General features: G+C 71.0%; 14 protein-coding genes. All 14 read right to left on the reverse strand.

The genetic code is table 11. From position 1 onward, the window contains the following. Nucleotides 1-267: 267 nt before the first annotated feature. The 14 genes from HW274_RS07975 to dinB all read right to left on the reverse strand — a co-directional run bounded on the left by HW274_RS07975 (nucleotide 268) and on the right by dinB (nucleotide 18,388). The gene (locus tag HW274_RS07975; RefSeq protein WP_260679027.1) at nucleotides 268-1,500 is read right to left on the reverse strand and encodes a cell division protein FtsQ/DivIB; all 1,233 of its coding nucleotides are present in this window, start codon (nucleotides 1,498-1,500) and stop codon (nucleotides 268-270) included. Continuing rightward, entirely contained in the window at nucleotides 1,497-3,071 is a 1,575-nt protein-coding gene (gene murC, locus HW274_RS07980; protein WP_185988539.1) for a UDP-N-acetylmuramate--L-alanine ligase, read from the reverse strand. Before murC ends, HW274_RS07975 begins: the two co-directional genes overlap by 4 nt. Continuing rightward, entirely contained in the window at nucleotides 3,068-4,327 is a 1,260-nt protein-coding gene (murG, locus tag HW274_RS07985; RefSeq protein WP_185988540.1) for an undecaprenyldiphospho-muramoylpentapeptide beta-N-acetylglucosaminyltransferase, read from the reverse strand. The genes murC and murG overlap by 4 nt, the downstream gene beginning before the upstream one ends. Beyond that, complete coding sequence (locus HW274_RS07990) at nucleotides 4,311-5,840, reverse strand: FtsW/RodA/SpoVE family cell cycle protein (protein WP_075253340.1); 1,530 nt, start codon at nucleotides 5,838-5,840, stop codon at nucleotides 4,311-4,313. Before HW274_RS07990 ends, murG begins: the two co-directional genes overlap by 17 nt. Continuing rightward, on the reverse strand, nucleotides 5,837-7,396 hold the full coding sequence (murD, locus tag HW274_RS07995; protein ID WP_185988541.1) for a UDP-N-acetylmuramoyl-L-alanine--D-glutamate ligase: 1,560 nt from the start codon (nucleotides 7,394-7,396) through the stop codon (nucleotides 5,837-5,839). The genes HW274_RS07990 and murD overlap by 4 nt, the downstream gene beginning before the upstream one ends. A 102-nt stretch (nucleotides 7,397-7,498) precedes the next feature. Further along, complete coding sequence (gene mraY / locus HW274_RS08000) at nucleotides 7,499-8,599, reverse strand: phospho-N-acetylmuramoyl-pentapeptide-transferase (RefSeq protein WP_075253339.1); 1,101 nt, start codon at nucleotides 8,597-8,599, stop codon at nucleotides 7,499-7,501. After that, nucleotides 8,596-10,047 carry a UDP-N-acetylmuramoyl-tripeptide--D-alanyl-D-alanine ligase gene (gene murF, locus HW274_RS08005; RefSeq protein WP_075253338.1) on the reverse strand — a complete coding sequence of 484 codons (1,452 nt, stop codon included), beginning with the start codon at nucleotides 10,045-10,047 and terminating at the stop codon, nucleotides 8,596-8,598. Before murF ends, mraY begins: the two co-directional genes overlap by 4 nt. Then, nucleotides 10,032-11,618, reverse strand: a complete 1,587-nt coding sequence (locus HW274_RS08010; protein ID WP_185988542.1) for a UDP-N-acetylmuramoyl-L-alanyl-D-glutamate--2,6-diaminopimelate ligase — start codon at nucleotides 11,616-11,618, stop codon at nucleotides 10,032-10,034. The genes murF and HW274_RS08010 overlap by 16 nt, the downstream gene beginning before the upstream one ends. A gap of 106 nt (nucleotides 11,619-11,724) precedes the next feature. Next, nucleotides 11,725-13,524, reverse strand: a complete 1,800-nt coding sequence (locus tag HW274_RS08015) for a penicillin-binding protein 2 (protein WP_075253336.1) — start codon at nucleotides 13,522-13,524, stop codon at nucleotides 11,725-11,727. Between the two features lie 6 nt (nucleotides 13,525-13,530). Further along, on the reverse strand, nucleotides 13,531-13,995 hold the full coding sequence (locus tag HW274_RS08020) for a hypothetical protein (protein WP_003786297.1): 465 nt from the start codon (nucleotides 13,993-13,995) through the stop codon (nucleotides 13,531-13,533). Between the two features lie 108 nt (nucleotides 13,996-14,103). Further along, nucleotides 14,104-15,231: a 16S rRNA (cytosine(1402)-N(4))-methyltransferase RsmH gene (gene rsmH / locus HW274_RS08025; RefSeq protein WP_075253335.1), complete on the reverse strand. Its 1,128-nt coding sequence runs from the start codon at nucleotides 15,229-15,231 to the stop codon at nucleotides 14,104-14,106. A 266-nt stretch (nucleotides 15,232-15,497) separates the two neighbouring features. Next, nucleotides 15,498-15,929 (reverse strand): division/cell wall cluster transcriptional repressor MraZ, encoded by a 432-nt coding sequence (mraZ, locus tag HW274_RS08030; RefSeq protein WP_003786301.1) that lies wholly within the window; start codon nucleotides 15,927-15,929, stop codon nucleotides 15,498-15,500. Nucleotides 15,930-16,578: 649 nt separating this feature from the next. Beyond that, on the reverse strand, nucleotides 16,579-16,992 hold the full coding sequence (locus HW274_RS08035) for a DUF3040 domain-containing protein (RefSeq protein WP_075253334.1): 414 nt from the start codon (nucleotides 16,990-16,992) through the stop codon (nucleotides 16,579-16,581). Nucleotides 16,993-17,116: 124 nt separating this feature from the next. Then, nucleotides 17,117-18,388 (reverse strand): DNA polymerase IV, encoded by a 1,272-nt coding sequence (gene dinB / locus HW274_RS08040; protein WP_075253333.1) that lies wholly within the window; start codon nucleotides 18,386-18,388, stop codon nucleotides 17,117-17,119. Nucleotides 18,389-18,423: the final 35 nt, after the last annotated feature.

Genomic DNA, 18,423 nt, shown 5'->3' on the forward strand with positions numbered 1-18,423 from the left:
GAGCCCTCCGACGAGGACTCCCCTCAAACCTCAACCTCAAGTTGAGGTCAATACTTATGTCATTCTCTGAACGACGGGCTTAACGCTATGAGACATCCAGGACGTCGCATCGCATTGAAGCCCGGCGTGTTCGTGTGCAGTTGCCTGCGGATTCCCTGCTATATCGCTGCAATTTACCTGCGATGAACCTGAAGGTTCCCGGGTGCGTGCTGCTGCGCGCCCCGCCGTCCCCGGAGATACCGCGCAGCGGTGGAACGCAAGAACCGTTCAGGACGTCGGCGATGGCGCCACGGGGGTCGCGCCGGCGCTGTCAGCGGATCGTGTGGTGGGGCGATGCGGCGAGGAGACGTCGTAGATGGAGGCGGTGGTGGTCATGAGAGTCGCCAGGACGCGTGCCTTGAGCGCGTTGTCCTGGTTGTTCCCCCAGACCACACTGGCCCCGCTGGACAAGGTCAGTGTGACCTGCCCCGCCTCAGTGGCGCTGCCGCTGCTCACCTGGGCCAGGGTCTCCGGCGTGAGGGAACCCACCACCTGGGTGACGGCGGCAACCTGCTTGGCGGAGATCTTCTGTGGCTCCGATGCCTGCGCGGCGGGATCGGGCACGATGTTCACCAGGCCCGACGGCGGCTCGGAGACCCGCTCGAGGACCACCGCTTCGTTGTCGAGGACCTGGTAGCCGTCCAAGTCCTGCACGGTGGCCACCGGTACGCGCATCGTCAGGTGTACCCGCAGCCCGTGGGGCCAGGCCCTGGTCACCTGTGCCCGGCGCACCCGGACCAGCTTGTCACTGACCTGAGTGGAGAGCCGGCCGGTGTCGATCCGCAGCAACGAGTCGCCCTCGTAGGCGGCCAGAACCTCGCGGACCTGCTGGTCCGAGACGCTGCCGTCCGAACCTGCCACGGAGATCCTCCGGGCCTGCAGCCCCAGGAGGGGTGAGAAGGCCAGGGCCCAGACCGCCACGGCGATGGCGACCACCACGACGGCGACCCTCACCACCCGTCGCAGCCGCAACCGGCGCACGGCGGCTTGACGCTCCTTGAGCCGATCGGCCAGTCCGGTGGAGACGACCCGGTCGTCTCCACCAGAAAGAGCCACCTGCCTGCGGCCGAAGACGGTCAGCTCGGTGCCCGCCGCCTCGGGGCTGGAGGACTCCTGGCGAGGGCTGGTGCGGCCTGCGCCCTCGCCACCGCGACGCGAAGCCGGCGAGGAGCTGGACGCGCCCCTCGACGTCGACGGGCGCCTGGGTCGCGAGGCCGACCCGGCGCCGCCCGACTCCTTGGGAGTCCTGGGGGCCGAAGCGCTCCGGGGCCGCTTGGCGGGGGCCGCCGGCCCGGCCTGCTCAGCTCCGTGATGCACCGTCGGGGTGCTCGGCGTGGATGAGCCCTGCGCCGAGCGGGAGGGACGCGGACGCCTGGGGCCGGAGCGGCGCGGCGGGATGCTGGCCGGGGTGTCCTGAGCGCGGTTGGAGCGCTCGGGGCGGGGGGCCGAGGGCTTCCTCATGCCCGCTCGTCCCGGTCCGCGGGCGAGGGGGCTGCACCGCCCTCGCGTGCCGCCAGGTCGGCCAGTACCGTGCCGGCGAGCTCGGTGACGTCACCGGCACCGACTGTCAGCAGCAGGTCGCCGGGGCGCGCCAGGTCGGCCACCGCGTGGGCGGCGTCAAGGCGCTCGGCGACGAACCTGGCGATGCCACCAGGGACGCGCTGGGCGACGGTGTCCCCGGTGATGTCGGGGAAGTCCGCCTGAGTCTCCCTGGCGGGGTAGACGTCGGCGATGACAACGGCGTCGGCCAGGGCCAGTGCCTGTCCGAAGCGGTCGGCGAAGGCCCGGGTGCGGGAAAACAGGTGCGGCTGGAACAGGACCAGGACCCGGCCGCCGCGCTCCTGGGCCACGCCCCGTGCCGTGCGCAGCAGGGCCTCGATCTCCGTGGGGTGGTGGGCGTAGTCGTCGATGACGCGCACACCGTCGGCTTCGCCCCGGTCCTCGAAGCGCCGGCCCGTCCCCCCGAAGGCACCCAGTGCCCGGGCCATCCGGGCCGGTTCGACGCCGAGCTCGATGCCCGCGGCCCAGGCTCCGGCGGCGTCGAGGGCCACGTGGTCCCCGGGTACGGCCAGCACCAGCTCGACCGGGCCGTGATGCGGCTCCTCGCCCGCACCGCCGGCGGGCTCGCGGCCGGCTGCCGTGGTGAGGGTCAACAGCCCCCGAGTGGATGAGGCCCCACGTTCCTGGATGTCCAGGTGGACGTGCCCCTCCCCCACGAGCACTCCGCCGGGGAGGGTGTCGGGGCCTGCGAAGGAGTAGGTGACGACGCGCAGGCCCTCGGCTGCAGCGGACTGCGCCAGGCGCAGTGCGCCGGCGTCGGCGGCGCAGGCGACCAGCAGGCCCCCGGGCACCAGCCGGTGAGCGAAGTCGACGAATGCCGTCTCGAAGGCCTCCGCGGTGCCGTAGCTGTCGAGGTGGTCGGGCTCGACGTTGGTGACGATCTCCACGCGCGGGGTGTAGTTGAGGAAGGAGCGGTCGGACTCATCGGCCTCGGCGACCAGGGCGGGTCCGCTGCCCAGGTGGGCGCCGGTGCCCAGGGCCCGCACGACCCCGCCGATGGCGAAGGAGGGGTCGGCTCCGGCCTCCGTGAGGGCCTCGGCGAGCATGCCCGAGGTCGTGGTCTTGCCGTGCGCACCCGCCACGGCGACGAAGTCCAGGCCCTGCGCGGCCAGGGCCAGCGCCTGGGAGCGGTGGATGACGTCCTGGCCCCGCCGGCGGGCCTCGGCGAGCTCGGGGTTGGTCTCCTTGATCGCGGTGGAGACCACAACAGTGCTCCGCTCGGGAACGTTCGCGGCGTCATGCCCCAGGTGGGTCGTGATGCCCAGATCGGCCAGGTGGTCGAAGGCGGGACCCCCGTGGGCGTCGGAGCCGGAGACCTGGGCGCCGCGGGCCGCGAGCAGCTGAGCGACCACGCTCATTCCCGCTCCCCCGATGCCGATGAGGTGGAAGGCCCGGCCTGCCAGGGTGCAGTGGTCGCCCTCGGCCGGCCGGCGCGAGGTGCGGGAGGCGTCCTGGGGTGTGGTGGCGGTCATGCCGCATTCTCCTCGTCAGTGGGAGTGTCGTGGATGGAGGCGCACTGCCGGATGAGGGCGGCCAGGCGGGCCGCCGCATCCTGGACGCCGGTGGAGGCCGCAGCCCGGGCCATGGCGGCCTGCCGCTCAGGGTCGGAGATGAGCATGGCGAAGTCAAGGATGTCCGAGGGCTTGAGGTCGGCGTCGAGCACCATGCGCCCGCCCCCGGAGGCCAGGACGTCAGCGGCGTTGAGACGCTGCTCGCCGTTGCCGATCGGCAAGGGGACGTAGAGCGCTGGAAGCCCCAGGGCCGTGATCTCTGCGACGGTACCGGCACCGGAGCGGCACAGGACCCCGTCGGCGCAGGCATAGGCCTGCTCCATCGTGGTCAGGTAGTCGAGCACGTGGTACCGCTCAGCGAGGTCCTGCGCAGCGCCCGCCGCCACTGCCGCCTCGAGGGCGGCGCGCACCGGGGCGTCCTTGTCCTTACCGGTCAGGTGCAGCACCTGCAGGCCGGTTGGCAGGGAGTCCAGAGACTCGCTCAGGACCTCGTTGAGGTGCTGGGCCCCCAGGGATCCGCCCGTCACCAGCAGCGTGGGCAGGTCGGGGTCGAGTCCCAGCGCCGGGGCGCCCTCGACGCGGGCCCGGCGGGCCCCCTCGTCCGTGGCACGCTGCGAGACCAGGGTGGCGATGGCCGGGCGCAGCGGCAGCCCTGTGACCTCGGTGCAGCCCTTGGACGCCTTGAGACGGGTGGAGGCGAAGGTCAGGGCGACGGCCTGGGCCCAGGAGGCACCCAGCCGGTTAGCCAGCCCCGGGCGGGCGTTCTGCTCATGGATGACGACCGGCACCCCGGCCTTCCTGGCGGCCAAGTAGGCAGGGGTCGACACGTAGCCGCCGAAGCCGACCACGACGTCGGCCCTGACCGTCTCAATGGCCTCAGTGGCCGCGCTGATCGCCTTGCCCAGCCGGTGCGGCAGACGCAGCAGGTCACCGCTGGGGCGCCGCGGCAGAGGGACTCTGGGGACCAGGGCCAGCTCCAAGCCGGCCTCGGGCACCAGTCGCTTCTCCAGTCCCTCGGCGGTCCCCAGGACGAGGATCTGCGTGCCGGGGTCACCGCCCAGGGCCGGGTCCCGCAGGGCCGCGGCCGTGGCCAGCAACGGGTTGACGTGGCCGGCGGTGCCCCCGCCGGCCAGCAGCACCCGCAACGGCCGGTGCCGCTCCGAGCCGCTGGGACGCTCCTGCTGGGGCGAGCCTGCGCTCTCACTTGTCTCGGGCACGGTTCCTCCTAGGGACAATGACTGCCAGGGAACGACGCAGCGCCCCGGGACTCGTGGACAGGGCCTCCTGCGCGCCGGGTTCGTGGCGCGCGAAGGCCAGAAGCACCCCGATGGCCAGGAGGACCGACACCAGTGCAGTGCCTCCACGGCTGACGAGGGGAAGCGGGACGCCCAGCACCGGCAGTGCACCGGTGACGACCCCCATGTTGATGATCGCCTGCCCCACGATCCACGCACCAATGGCCGAGGTCGTGGCCACGACGTACAGGGAGGCGTGGCGTCTCATGATCCGCAGGCAGCAGGCCCCGATGACGGCGAACAGGGCGATGACGACGAGGGTGCCCACCAGCCCGAACTCCTCGCCGAGCACGGCGAAGATGTAGTCGGAGTCCGCCTGGGTGAGGTAGCCCCACTTCTGGCGCGACGATCCTGGCCCCACGCCCAGCCAGCCCCCGGTCCCCAGCGCCCACATCCCGTGCTTGGGCTGGTAGCCCACCCCCATGGGGTCGGCTCCCTCGGGATGGATCCAGGCGGTGATCCGGGCGCGCCGGTTGGCACTGAGCATGGAGGCGGCCGCGAACATGACGATGCCACCGGCCCCCAGGAGTGCGAACCAGCGCTTGCGCATTCCGCCCACCCACAGGGCCCCGGCGACGATGATGACCAGGATGATGACGGTTCCCAGATCCTGTCCGCCCAGGACGCTCGCGATCGCGACTCCGACACCGCCCCAGCCCGCGACCCATGCCCGGTCCCGCGGGCGCTTGTTCGCGTACCAGGTCACCAGGGTGCCCAGCACCAGGGCGAGGGCCACCTTGATGAACTCCGAGGGCTGGGCGGTACCGATCCCTGGGACCTGGATCCAGTTGCGGTTGCCGTAGACGTTGACGCCCACGGGCGTGAACACCAGGCACTGCAGAGCGATCGTCAGCGCCAGGAGCCCCCAGGCCATCTTTGGGAACCAGGACAGCGGTATGCGGGAGACCCCCACCATGCCCAGCGTCCCCACCGCGGCGAAGATGAGGTACTTGGCGAAGTCGGTGAAGGCGTTGCCACCGTTGGCGGCCACTGTCACCGACTGCACGGAGAAGACCATGATGAGCCCGAAGGTCTCCAACACCAGGGTGGACACGAGCAGGCAGTAGTAGGTCAGAGTCACCTGCTCAGCGCTCTGGGTGGAGTCGGACCCGCCGGAGGGACGCCGACGACGCTCCTCAGGGGCGCCCTCGGGCTGAGGGCCCCCGCCGTCCCAAGGTCGTGAGAGCCGCTCACCCCAGCGCGTCAGGCGCTTGCGCCAGGCGTCACGCAACCGACCGCCCGCGGCCGTGGGCCGGGAGCCGGAGGGTTTTCTCGGCTGCCGGGACGAGGCGGCCGTCTCCCTGCGGGGGCTGCTCCGCTTCGGCTTGCGGCCGGCACCGGCCCCCCGCGACGAACCTGCGGAGGCTCGTGAGGAGCCTGACGGGGAGGAGGTCGACGAGCGGGCGTTGGTGGCCGAGGTGGACCCGGTCTTCACAGCTGCTCCTGGTCGCCGGAGCCGTCCGCGTCCCTGGGGCCATCGCCTTGGGTGTAGGCCTGGGCGCAGGTGGCGAACAGGTCGCCGCGCTGGGCGTAGGACGTGAACTGGTCCCAGGAGGCGCAGGCCGGGGCCAGCATGACGGTGTCGCCTCTGCGGGCCATGGCGCCGGCGGCCTCCACCGCGGCGGCACTCACCTGCTCGGCGCTGCCGTCGCTGACGCGGGTGACGGGCAGGCCGGGGGCCTCCCGCTCCAGGGCCGTCAGGATGTCGTGCTGGTCCTTACCGATGACGACGGCGCCGCGCAGGTGGGGGCGCACCGTGCGGACCAGGTCGAAGAACTGGGCGCCCTTGGTGTCGCCGCCGCAGATCCACACGCCGGTCCCCTGCGGCAGGGACGTCAGTGCGGCCTGGGCGGAGTGCGGGTTGGTGGCCTTGGAGTCGTCGACCCAGGTGATGCCCTCCGCCTCGGCGACGGTGACGATCCGGTGGGCTCCGGGGCTGTAGGCGCGCAGTCCGGCGGCGACCGCCTCCGGGTCGGCTCCGGCCGCGCGGGCCAGCGCCGCGGCCGCCAGGGCATCGGCCAGCAGGTGCGCGGGCAGGTTCTGGGCACGCCGCCCGGGAGCCAGGTGCGCCAGGTCGGCGGTGGTGGCCAGCTCGACACCGCTTGAGCGCCGCTCGGCGTGGAAGGCACGGTCGACCAGCAGGTCCTCCACCATGCCGACCTGTCCCAACCCCGGTGCGGCCAGGGTGAAGCCGACGGCTCGGCAGCCCTCGACGACGTCGGCCTGGCGGACCATGTCCTCGGTGGCGGAGTCGGCGAGGTTGTAGACGGCGGCGAGCCAGGTGCGGGAGTAGACGCGGGCCTTGTCCTGGGCGTAGGCCTCCAGGCCCCCGTGCCAGTCGAGGTGGTCGGCGGCCAGGTTGAGGCAGGCCGAGGCCAGGGGCACCAGGGTCCTGGTGGTGTGCAGCTGGAAGCTGGACAGCTCCACGGCCAGGGCGTCGGCACTGCCTGCCAGCACCGCCTCAATGACGGGGGTGCCGATATTGCCCACGGCCGGAGCCGTGAGCCCCTGGGCCTCAAGGATCGCCGAGAGCATGCTGACCGTGGTGGTCTTGCCGTCCGTTCCGGTCAGAGTCAGCCAGGGCACGTGCGGACGCGCTGAGTCCTGCTGGATTCTCCAGGCCAGCTCGACCTCGCTCCAGGTCTCGATACCCGCCGCCGCGGCGCCTCGCAGGACCGGCCCGGTGGCCGGGACGCCGGGTGAGACGATGAGGAGCCTGGCCGGGGACTGCGCCAGGGCGGCCGCGGTCGCCTCGGCGTCGGCGACCGTGGTGGAGGCCACGGGGGTCTGCAGCATCTCGAGGGAGGACTCGCGGCTGTCGAAGACGTGGATGCGCGCCCCCAGCGTGGCCAGGGCGTCGACGACGGCGCGCCCGGTGCGCCCCAGGCCGACGACGGCCACGTGGGCGCCGTCGAGCTGGTCGCTCAGGGACCCGCCGGGGCCGGTGACGGCACTGGACGGCTCACCGGGGACTTCAGTCAGGCTGGTCACGGTGCGGGCTCACGCTCCTGGTTCCTCACTGCTCCTGACGGGGCATCCGGCAGGAGAAGACTGCTTCAATGGTTCGGGTCGCAGTGGCCCGGGCGTTCTGGCTCATCCGAAGATGAGCTGGCGCAGGTACTCGGCGTAGAAGATTCCGAGTCCCGCGATGACGCACAGGCCGGCGATGATCCAGAAGCGGATCACCACGTTGACCTCGGTCCATCCTCCCAGTTCGAAGTGGTGATGCAGTGGAGCCATGCGGAAGACGCGTCGGCCTGTCGACTTGAATGAGACGATCTGGATGATGTCGCTCATGACCTCGGCCAGGAACAGCCCGCCCAGGATGACGGCCAGGAACTCGGTCCGGGTCAGGATCGACAGTCCGGCGACCGCCCCTCCCAGAGCCAGGGACCCGGTGTCGCCCATGAAGATCTTGGCCGGTGAGGCGTTCCACCACAGGAAGCCGAAGCAGGCCCCCATGAGGGCGGCGGCGATCATGGCCAGGTCTCGTGGGTCCCTGACCTGGTAGCAGGTGGTGGGGACCATGGTCTCGTGGCCGTAGTTGCAGGACTGGTTGGTCTGCCACACGCCGATGAGCGTGTAGGCGCCGAAGACCATGGCCGAGGCACCGGCGGCCAGTCCGTCGAGCCCGTCGGTGAGGTTGACGGCGTTCGACCAGGCGGTGATGAGGAAGTTGGCCCACAGGATGAACAGGATGAGCCCGACGACACTGCCGGCGAAGGCCAGGTTGATCGCCGAGTCCCGGGCGAAGGAGATCCGGGTGGAGGCGGGGGTCAGTCCGTTGCGGTCCGCGAAGTGCAGGGCCGCCACCGAGAATCCGATGCCGATGAGCGCCTGCCCCACGATCTTCTGCCAGGCCCTCAGCCCCAGCGAGCGCTGCTTGGAGATCTTCTCGAAGTCGTCCAGGAATCCGATGAGCCCGAGCCCGACGACGAGGAAGAGCAGCAGGACCCCAGAGGCGCGCGGCGTGCGCAGCTGGCTGAGATTGGCCAGGGTGTAGCCCAGGACGGTGGAGATGATGATGACGAGACCGCCCATGGTCGGCGTGCCGCGCTTGGTGAAGTGTCCCTGGGGGCCGTCCTGGCGGATGAACTGTCCGTACTCCTTGGCGTGGAGGTAGCGGATGAGCAGGGGGGTCCCCAGCAGGGTGCCCACCAGTCCGACCACGCCGGAGATGAGGATGGCGGTCATCGGGGACGAACCTCCTTGAGGTGGTCGGCCAGGCGCCAGGCGCCCGAGCCGTTGGAGCCCTTGACCAGGACGGCGTCGCCGTCGCAGAGCAGGGCGTCGATCTGGGAGATGGCGGTCGCGGCATCATCAAAACCGACGACCTCGACCCCTCGCGCCCCGGCCGCCTCGAGTGCCTCCTGGGTGGAGCCGATGCCGATGAGCATAGCGGCTCCCGCTTGGGCCGCGAGCTCGCCGGTGCGCGCGTGATCGGCCGCAGAGGACTCCCCCAGCTCGAGCATCTCGGAAATCACGACGACGCGACGTCGCTCCCCCGCCAGAGCCGGCAGCACCGCCAGCGCCGCCGTCATGGAGTCGATGTTGGCGTTGTAGGAGTCGTCGATAAGGAGAAGATCACCACTGAGTTCCGAAATATCCATCCGGTGGGGGCTCTCGATGCTCACCGAGCCGAGTCTCTCGGCGATGAGCTCAGGGGCGATACCCGCGGCCAGGGCCAGGCCCGCGGCGGCCAGGGCGTTGGACACGTTGTGCACGCCGGCCACGGCCAGGTGGACGCGGCAGGGCTCGGCGAGACCGGGCAGGTGGAGGTCGAAGGCAGCTCGGGCGGCCGCGTCCAGGTCCACGTTCTCGGCCCTCAGGTCGGCCTGTCGCCCCCGGGCGGAGAAGGTCAGGACGCGTGCCGGTGCGAGCTCGGCCATGGCGGCGGCGCGGGCGTCGTCGGCGTTGAGGATGGCGATTCCCTCGGGCCGCAGGCCGGCGATGATCTCCGCCTTGGCAGCAGCGACTCCCTCGATGGAGCCGAACCCGCCCATGTGGGCGTGGCCGATCATGAGGACCCCGGCCGCGTCCAGGGGGGCGATGTCGGTGAGGTAGGCGATGTGGCCGGGTCCGGAGGCTCCCATCTCCAGGACGAGGTAGCGGGTGGACTCGTCGGCCTCCAGCACGGTCAGCGGCAGACCGATCTCGTTGTTGAAGCTGGCCCGGGGCGCCACCGTGGGGCCGGAGGCGGCCAGGAGCTGGCGGGTGAGGTCCTTGGTGGTGGTCTTGCCCACCGAGCCGGTCATCGCCACCACGGTGAGACGCTCGCCTTGCTCGGCTGCCGCTTGGCGCAGTGCCTCCAGGTGGGTGCGGGCCAGCGCGCCGAGAGCCGCCACGGTGTCCTCCACGAGGACGAGCCCTATGGACGCCTCCTCGGCCTGCCCCTGGGACAGTCCGCTGCGGGCGGCCTCCAGGTCGGAGACGATGGCGCCGACGGCGCCCAGGGCGCGGGCCGATCCCAGGTGGGCGTGTCCGTCGGTGCGCTCGCCGTGTACGGCGACGAACAGTGAGCCCTCGGCGGCCTGGCGGGAGTCGGTGACGACCGGTCCGGTCACCGGCGCGTCCGGGCCGATGAGCCTGCCGCCGACGGCGGCCGCGATCTGACTCAGGCTGAGCCTCATGCCCGTCCCCATTTCTCCTCGACGGCCTCAGCCATCACGGGCGCGTCGTTGTAGCGGATGAACTCTCCGGCCATCTCCAGGAAGGGCTCGTGGCCCTTCCCGGTGACGATGACGGTGTCGTCGGGTCCGCACAGCTCGACGCCCCGGCGCACGGCGTCGCCGCGCCAGGTGGTGATCTCCTCGACGTCCGTCAGGTCGGGGCGTACGCCGCGCACCCCCTCGAGGATGGCGTTGCGGATGAGCTGGGGGTCCTCGCTGCGGGGGTTCTCGTCGGTGACGACCAGAACGTCGGCCAGGCGTGCGCACACCTCGCCCAGCATGGGCCGCTTGCCCTGGTCGCGGTCGCCGTCGGAGCCGAAGACCACGATGAGGCGCCCCGGGGTGATGGGGCGCACGGCCTTGAGGGCCAGCTCCATGGCATCGGGGGTGTGAGCGAAGTCGACGATGCACAGGCCGCGTCGGCCGTCACGCTGGCTGATGCGCTGCATGCGGCCGGGGATGTTGTGGGCGCCGGCCAGGGCCGTGGCGGCCGTGGCGGCGGGCACCCCGGCACGGATGGCCATGACCAGGGCCAGGGCGGCGTTCTGCACGTTGACGAGTCCGGGAAGCGGGCAGGAGGCCTCGATCTTCTCGCCGTCGGGCCCGTGGAGGGTGAAGGTGGTGGCTGAGTCGGTCAGGGAGACGGCGGCGTCGCTGACCCACCAGTCGGCGGGAGTGTCACCGGGGTAGGCGCGCACGCGGTCGATCTCGATGGGGGCCTCGGCGGCCAGGGTCGCGCCCCACTGGTCGTCGACGCAGACCACGCCGCGGCGGGCGTGCTCGGGGGTGAACAGCTGCGCCTTGGCCTCCAGGTAGCCCTCCATGGTCTTGTGGAAGTCGAGGTGGTCGCGCTGGAGGTTGGTGAAGCCGGCGACGTCGACGACAATCCCATCGAGCCGGTGCAGGACGATGGCGTGGCTGGAGGCCTCCAGGGAGGCGGCGCCGACCTTGTCCTCCACGGCCAGGGCCATCATCCGCTGCAGGACGGGGGCCTCGACGGTGGTGCGCGGGGACTCCACGGAGCGCTCCCCCACGCGCAGCTCAACGGTTCCGGCCACCATGCAGCCGCCGACGTGGGCGGACAGGATGGCGTCGAGGAAGTAGGCGGTGGTCGTCTTGCCGTTGGTTCCGGTCACGGCGGTGGTGACCAGGCCGCGCGCCGGGTGGTGGTAGACCTCGGCGCTCAGGGGGCCGACGACGGCGCGGGGGTCGCTGTGCACGAGGGTGGGGGTGCCGGGAGCCGTCTGGCGGACGATCTGGGCGCCGTCGGCATCGGTCAGGACGGCAACGGCACCGGAGGCGACGGCCTGCGCGGCGAAGCGGGCGCCGTGGACGGTGAAGCCGGGCAGTCCCACGAAGAGCTCACCCGGGGCGGTGTCAGCGGAGTCGACGCTGACCCCCAGGATGCTCAGGTCGTTGAGGGCCGCGGCGTCCTCAGCCGAGGCGGGAGCCAGGGAGAAGCGCTCGCACAAGGTGCTGATGGGGATGGGACCATTGGAGCTCGGCCGTAGGGCGGCGGCCGACTCGTAGGCGTGGTTGCTCATAGTTCCTCAATCTATCGCGACCTTCCACTGTCGATGTTCCACAAGAGCCCCTCCGGCCCACTTCGCCGAGGTGCTGGTGGTCACGCTCATCTACCCATAGGCGTCCTCACTGATTCGCGTCCCTCTCTCCTCCGGCCCCGTTGCGAGCTGCCCGAGCCGCCACGACGCTGGGGTCCGGGGCGATGTTGAGCGCCTGCATGGCGGCCAGCGCCACCTCCCGGAAGACGGGGGCGGCAACGGTGCCTCCGTAGATCCCCTCGGGGCGGTTGACGATGACCGCGATCGCCAGCACCGGGTCGCGAGCCGGCAGGAAGCCGACGAAGGAGGCCACGGTGGAGTCGTCGGTGAGGATCTCGGTGGTTCCGGTCTTACCGGCCACCAGGTAGCCATTGATGGAGGCCGACTCCGCGGTGCCGCCCTCCTGGGTGACGCCGATGAGCATCTCGGTGAGGGTCTTGGCCGTCGTCTCGGAGATGACCCGCACCCCCTCGGGGCGGTCCTGAGGGGTCTCCTTGCCGTTGGCGTCGATCCAGGCGTCGATGACGCGTGGGGCCACGCGCACGCCCTTGTTGGCCACGGTGGCCAGCACCTGGAGGGACTGGAGGGTGGTGCCGGCCACGCCCTGCCCGAACATCGTGGTGTAACGGGTGCGGTCGTCCCAGGAGCTGGGCGGGTAGAGGATGCCGTCGGACTCTGCCGGCATCTCGATGCCCGTGGCCTGCCCCCAGCCGAAGCGCTTCATGTAGTTGTAGCGGACGTCGTCGGCGAGCTTCTCGCCGATCTGCACGGTGCCGACGTTGGAGGACTCCGCCAGGACCCCGGCGGTGGTCATGGTCTGGGTCTCGTGCTCGTGGGAGTCCTTGAAGGTCTGCCCGCTGGCCGAGGTCCAGGTGTAGGGGATGGTCCAGGTGTCCTCGGGCTTGATGACGCCCTCCTCCAGAGCGGTGGCGAAGGTGACGACCTTGCCGACGCTTCCGGGCTCGAAGACGGCCTGGACGCTGCGGGCGGTGCGGTTCTCCTCGGAGGTGGCCGAGGGGTCGGAGGGGTCGACCGAGTTGGAGTCGGCCAGGACCACGACCTTGCCTGTGGCCGGCTCCATGGCCATGACGATGCCCCAGTCCGCGTGCTGGGCGGCCACTGTCTTGTCGATGGTCTCCTGGGCGATGGACTGCAGGTCGGGATTGAGGGTGGTGCGCACCGTGGCGCCGGGTCTGGCCGGTTCATCCTCCTGCTCACCGGTGGGGATGATGACGCCGCTGCGCCCGACCTCCTCACTGCCCTTGCCGTCGGTTCCTGTCAAGACCTTGTTCTGGGTCAGCTCCAGCCCGGCCGCCCCGATGAGCTCGCGGTTGTGCTCGCCCTCGTGGGTGAAGCCCAGGACGTTGCCGGCCACGGTTCCGGCCGGGTAGGTGCGTCGGGTGCGCTGGTCGGGCTCGACCCCGGGGATGTCCAGGGCCTTGATCTTGCGCCAGGTGTCAGGAGAGACCTCCTGGGCGATGACCTCGTAGCTCCGATTTCCCACGAGCTTGGCTCCCAGCTCCAGGGGGTCGACGTCGAGGATCGGGGCGAGCTGGGCCGCGACCGCCGTCGCCCCGTAGTCGACGACGACCTTCTCGTTGGCGCCGGTGGACTCGTTGAGTCGCATCTCGGTGCGCTCGTACTGGGCGATGGCGGACTGGTTGACGCCAACGTCGTAGCTGACCGCCGAGGAGGCCAGGACGGTGCCGTCGCGCCCGGTGATGTCGCCTCGGGGGGCTCGGTTGACCCAGGTGACCGTGCGCTCGGCCTTCGCCTTCTCAGCCAGCTCGGGCCCCTCGATTGCCTGAACGTAGACGGTGCGCCCGGCCAGTGCGGTGAACATGAGCAGTCCTCCGAGCTGGAGCGCCTGACGACGCGAGGGATTCACAGGCGCCTACTTCCCGCTCTTGGCGGCGTGGGCGGGGGTCCCCTCCGTGAGCTGCCCCTTGTTGACGTCGACGACGCCGGGGGCGGCGGCGGGCACCATCCCGAGTTCCTTGGCTCGGCCGGCCAGCGCATCGGGCGCCGAGGCCTCCTGAACCTGGGTGCGCAGCGTCTCGACGTGGTCCTCGGCGACGTTGAGCTCGATCTGCTTCTCCTTCATCCGGTAGGCGGTGTCGGCCATCTTGGCGTTGAGAAGCATCGAGGTGATGAGAGCGCCAGCCAGCACGAGGATGATGACGGTCAGGAAGGGAAGGGAGGACGAGGCCGCCCGGGAGGCGCCACTGACGACGCGCAGCTGGGGCCGGTTGACGGCGCCCGCCTCCGCGCGCCCCTGGGTGCTGGTGGAACCACTTGCCTGGGCGGTGCGCCGCGTCGCAATCGGGCGGGTGACTCGAGCAGTAGCAGTGGCGCTCATCAATGTGCCTTCCCTGTGCGTAGTTGGACTGGTGTGGATGGACGATGGTGCAGTGGGATCGTTGACCGCCTGGGGCGGTCCGCCGGCGTCTGGGGCGGGCTGGGCCGCCTAGCTGCGGTGGCGACGACGCGCGGTGCGTTGACCGCTCCGGCGCCCGGGGTCCCGTCCTCGACCGCCGGCGGGAGCAGAGGCCTCTGGCGAAGGGGCCTGGTCGGCCGGACGCAGGCGGACGGCTGCCCGCAGTCGCACCGGTGCTGAGCGGGGGTTGTGGTCGAGCTCGCGGGCGTCGGCCTTCTCCGCGCCGCTGGTGAGCAGCTCCAGGTAAGGGCGGTCCGCCTCGGGAACGACCGGCAGGTCCTGGGGTGCCCGGGAGGTGGCCCCGTGGGCCAGCGCCCGCTTGACGATGCGGTCCTCCAGGGACTGGTAGGACTCAACCACCAGGCGCCCTCCCACGCGCAGGCTGTTGAGAGCCCGGGGCACGGCCCGCTCCAGAACGTCGAGCTCGGCGTTGACGGCGATGCGCAGCGCCTGGAAGGTCCGTTTGGCCGGGTGCCCGCCGCTGCGGCGCGCCGGTGCGGGCACGGACTGACGGACGAGCTCGGCCAGGTCCTGGGTACTGGTCACCGGATCCCCGGACTCGCGGCGACGCACGATGGCGGCGGCGATGCGGGAGGCGAAGCGCTCCTCGCCGTAGGTACGCAGGATGCGGGTGAGCTCAGCGGCGTCGGCATGCTCCAGCAGGTCCTGGGCGGTCATTCCTGAGCCCTGGTCCATACGCATGTCGAGAGGCGCCGGACGGGCGTAGGAGAAGCCCCGCGAGGCCTCGTCGAGCTGGAGGGAGGAGACCCCCAGGTCCATGAGGACGGCGTCCACGGTCCCCTCCGCACGAACGGAGTGCTCATGAGCCACCCGGCTGACGGCGTCGTAGGTCGCCTGAACCGCAACGAAGCGGTCCCCGAAGCGGGCCAGGCGCGCCGAGGCCAGTGCGATCGCCTCGGGGTCGCGGTCGATGCCCACGACCTTGAGGGTCGCGAAGCGCTCGAGCGCCGCCTCGGTGTGGCCCCCCATGCCCAGGGTGCAGTCGATCATGACCGGCTGGGCCGAGCCGGGCGCCGCTGCGCTGCCGGCAGCGCCCTCGATGGCGGGTGCGAGCAGGTCCAGGCAGCGCTCCAGGAGCACCGGCTTGTGCCGGCCGACGGCGTCGGCAGCGGATGCCTGCGCCTGCGAGCTGGTCATGTGGCGTGCTCCTTTCTGGTGCTGGCCCGGCCCCGGTTCGGGTACCCGGCTGGTTGTCAGTTACTGACGAGCCCTCGACATCCGCCCCTCCCCGGCGCACCGGGCGGGGCGACCATCTCGCCAGGACTCCTCCCGTGGTTCCGGCGCCGGGGAAGAGGCGTCGGACTCGACATCGGGCGGAGACCTCACGAGATGGTTCGCCAGAGCCCTGATGGCATCTGCGTGCGGTCCGTCGGGTTCGTTCAGTTGTCGAAGAGGTCGAAGCGTCAGAAGAAGCCGGGGATGATCTCCTCGGCCGTGTCGGCGAAGACCTGTTCCTGGGCGGCCAGGTAGGTGCTCCAGGACTCGGAGTCCCAGATCTCCACCCGGGCGCCGGCTCCGATCACCGCCAGGTCCTTCTTCAGGCCCGCGTAGGCCCTCAGTGGCGCCGGCAGCGTGATACGCCCCTGCTTGTCCGGGATCTGCGAGTCCGCTCCCGAGAGCATGACGCGCACGTAGTCACGCGCCTGCTTCTGAGCGAGGGGGGCCTCACGCAGCTGGGCGTACATGCGCTCGAACTCGGCGGCGGTGAATGCGTACAGGCAGTGCTCCTGACCTCGAGTCAGAACCACGCCGCCCGCAAGCTCCTCACGGAACTTCGCCGGGAGGATGAGACGGCCCTTCTCGTCCAGCTTGGGTGCATGCGTCCCCAGGAACATGAGCCACCTCCTTCCCCTCGACGACCCCGTGCACCCCACCCTACTCCACTTCCCTCCCTTTTCTCCCACCCCTCCTCCTCGAGAGCATCACAGCTCCGTATCACCAACGACGGCACCACCACCCCAGACCTCTGACTTTTCGTTGGAATCACAGCAGTTGACTGCCTGTTCACGCGAAGTGGAGGGAGGTGGAGGACAGGTGGAGGGAGGCATTCACCACCACTCTCCTCGGCGTGGTGGACATCCAGGAAAAAAGCAGAGTCCACTCGGCCTGCACGCAGGGTTCGGTTGGGGTTCAGGGCCTCAGAGCGGAGGTAGGAGCGGAGCTGCACCGCTCTTGCGCCGGCTCTCTAAGACTCAAGGCGTTCCTTAGGATCCTCAGGATTGTGTCCCGGCGTCGCGAGGTCCGCCGAGGGCTGATCGGGGCCTGCAGATACTCAGGTCCTGTCTGCAACGGGTGAGCGTTGGAGACAGGACCTGTGGAGCCGTGCCGGCGGGAGAGAGGTGGAGGTGGAGGGAAGTGGGGGCGGTGGAGAGATGTGGGGATCGGCGTGCGCCGGCGCCGCTGCAGGGGCGCGGGTGGGGTGGAGCGGCTGGAGAGGAGGGAGTGGGTGGAGAGGAGTGGGGAGGCTCGGGGGATGCGGGCCGGTCAGTCCTCTGAGTCGCGACGGCGATCCCAGCGCTCTGACTGGCGATCCATGAAGGAGGAACGCTTCTTCCCGCTGTTCCCGCTCGTGGCGGGCCCGCCTCGACCTCCCGCGGGGCGACGCGGGCTCGAGGCGCTCTCGACCCGGGTCAGCGCCAGTGCGACCCCGCCGACGGCCACGAGGAAGCCGGCGACCCCCAGCAGGATAGACAGGAGGCTGTGGGGCACTGAGACCCCTGCGATGAGAAGCGCCAGACCGACCAGGACCAGGGCCACACCGCCACCGATATGGCGGGGCGACGGCCGCGAGAGCCGACGCTCCTCACGCTGGAAGGTCTGAGCCAGCTCGGGGTCATCCTCATGGAGCTGCGATTCCAGGTCTCGCAGGACCTGCTGCTCTCGCTCTGACAGTGCCATCATGCTCCTTGCTTCCGGGCGGGGCCGGGGATCTGCGCCGTAGTTGCCAGGATAGGCGCTGTGGGGGCTCAGGAGAAACTCACCGAGAAGGTTGGCCGGGACGCAGGAGGCTCCTGCGCCCGGGTCACGGACGACGACCTCGCCCTCCTCGCCCCTCCTGCCCGGGCGGCGCCCCGGTAGCGCCGTCTCCTGACAGGAGGCTGGCCGGGGCCACTGCGTGAGCTCCCCACCTGCGGCGCACGGCGTCGGCGGCCCGCTCGGAGGCGCCGCGCCGCGGGTCCTCGTCCAGGAGGAGTTGCACGCCGTCGTCGGGGCGCAGCAGGCCCTCGACCCGCACCCCCAGGAGGCGGAAGCCACCGGGCGGGGTGGGCAGGGCGGAGTAGAGCGAGGAGACGGTCTCCCAGATGTCCTGGGCGAGGTCGGTGGGGGTGGCCAGGGTGCGTGAGCGGGTGACGGTGGTGAAGTCGGCCCCTCGGGCCTTGAGGACGGCGACCCGGCAGCGCCGGTCCGCCGCGCGCAGGCGGGCGGCGCACTGGTGGGTCTGGTCCAGCAGAACCCGCCGGGCGTGCTCCCGGTCGGTGAGGTTCTCGAAGAAGGTGGTCTCGGTGCCCACCGACTTCTCCTCGCGCACCGGCTCGACCCGGCGGGGGTCGACGCCGTGGGACAGATCGTGCAGGTGGCGCCCGGCGGCCCGGCCAAGGATCCTCTCCAGGTGGCGTACGTCAGTCTCCGCCAGGGTGCGTACGTCCTGGATCCCCCATCTGGCCAGGACCTCCTGCGTCCGGGTGCCGACACCCCACAGGGCCCCGACCGGCAGCACGTTGAGGAAGTCCTGCGTGGAGGCGGCCGGCACCAGGAGCAGTCCGTCAGGTTTGGCGTGGGAGGAGGCGAGCTTGGCGATGAACTTGGTGGAGGCGATGCCCACCGAGGCCGGAACGCCCACTCGCCGGCGTATCTCGGCGCGGATCCAGCGGCCGATGATCACCGGCGAGCCCATGCGGCGCCTGGCCCCGCTCACGTCCAGGAAGGCCTCGTCGATGCTTACCTTCTCCAGGGCGGGGGTGACCTCGGCCAAGACGGCCATGACCTGGGCGGAGACCTGGGAGTAGAGGCCGTGACGCACGGGCAGGACCACGGCCTGGGGGCAGCGGCGGGAGGCCTCGGCCATGGACATCGCCGAGGAGACGCCGAAGGCGCGGGCCTCGTAGGAGGCGGCCGAGACGACGCCCCGGCCGTCGCGGCCGCCGACGATGACGGGACGGCCGGCCAGCTCGGGGTGCTCGAGGAGCTCGACCGAGGCGAAGAAGGCGTCCATGTCGACGTGGATGATGGGGGTGGCGGAATCATCGTCCCCCCAGGACCGGCGCGCGGCCTGGGAACGGGGTGCTCTGCTCATCTCCACCTCCTCAACGAGTGCGACGGACTCACCGG

The organism is Actinomyces sp. oral taxon 169 (genome assembly GCF_013394715.1).
Taxonomy (GTDB): domain Bacteria; phylum Actinomycetota; class Actinomycetes; order Actinomycetales; family Actinomycetaceae; genus Actinomyces.

Bases quoted from the DNA above. Each gene is read 5' to 3' on its own strand.
- HW274_RS07975 (WP_260679027.1), bottom strand. From the start codon at position 1,500: ATGAGGAAGCCCTCGGCCCCCCGCCCCGAGCGCTCCAACCGCGCTCAG.
- murC (WP_185988539.1), bottom strand. From the start codon at position 3,071: ATGACCGCCACCACACCCCAGGACGCCTCCCGCACCTCGCGCCGGCCG.
- mraY (WP_075253339.1), bottom strand. From the start codon at position 8,599: ATGACCGCCATCCTCATCTCCGGCGTGGTCGGACTGGTGGGCACCCTG.
- murF (WP_075253338.1), bottom strand. From the start codon at position 10,047: ATGGGGACGGGCATGAGGCTCAGCCTGAGTCAGATCGCGGCCGCCGTC.
- HW274_RS08010 (WP_185988542.1), bottom strand. From the start codon at position 11,618: ATGAGCAACCACGCCTACGAGTCGGCCGCCGCCCTACGGCCGAGCTCC.
- HW274_RS08020 (WP_003786297.1), bottom strand. From the start codon at position 13,995: ATGAGCGCCACTGCTACTGCTCGAGTCACCCGCCCGATTGCGACGCGG.
- rsmH (WP_075253335.1), bottom strand. From the start codon at position 15,231: ATGACCAGCTCGCAGGCGCAGGCATCCGCTGCCGACGCCGTCGGCCGG.
- mraZ (WP_003786301.1), bottom strand. From the start codon at position 15,929: ATGTTCCTGGGGACGCATGCACCCAAGCTGGACGAGAAGGGCCGTCTC.
- HW274_RS08035 (WP_075253334.1), bottom strand. From the start codon at position 16,992: ATGGCACTGTCAGAGCGAGAGCAGCAGGTCCTGCGAGACCTGGAATCG.
- dinB (WP_075253333.1), bottom strand. From the start codon at position 18,388: ATGAGCAGAGCACCCCGTTCCCAGGCCGCGCGCCGGTCCTGGGGGGAC.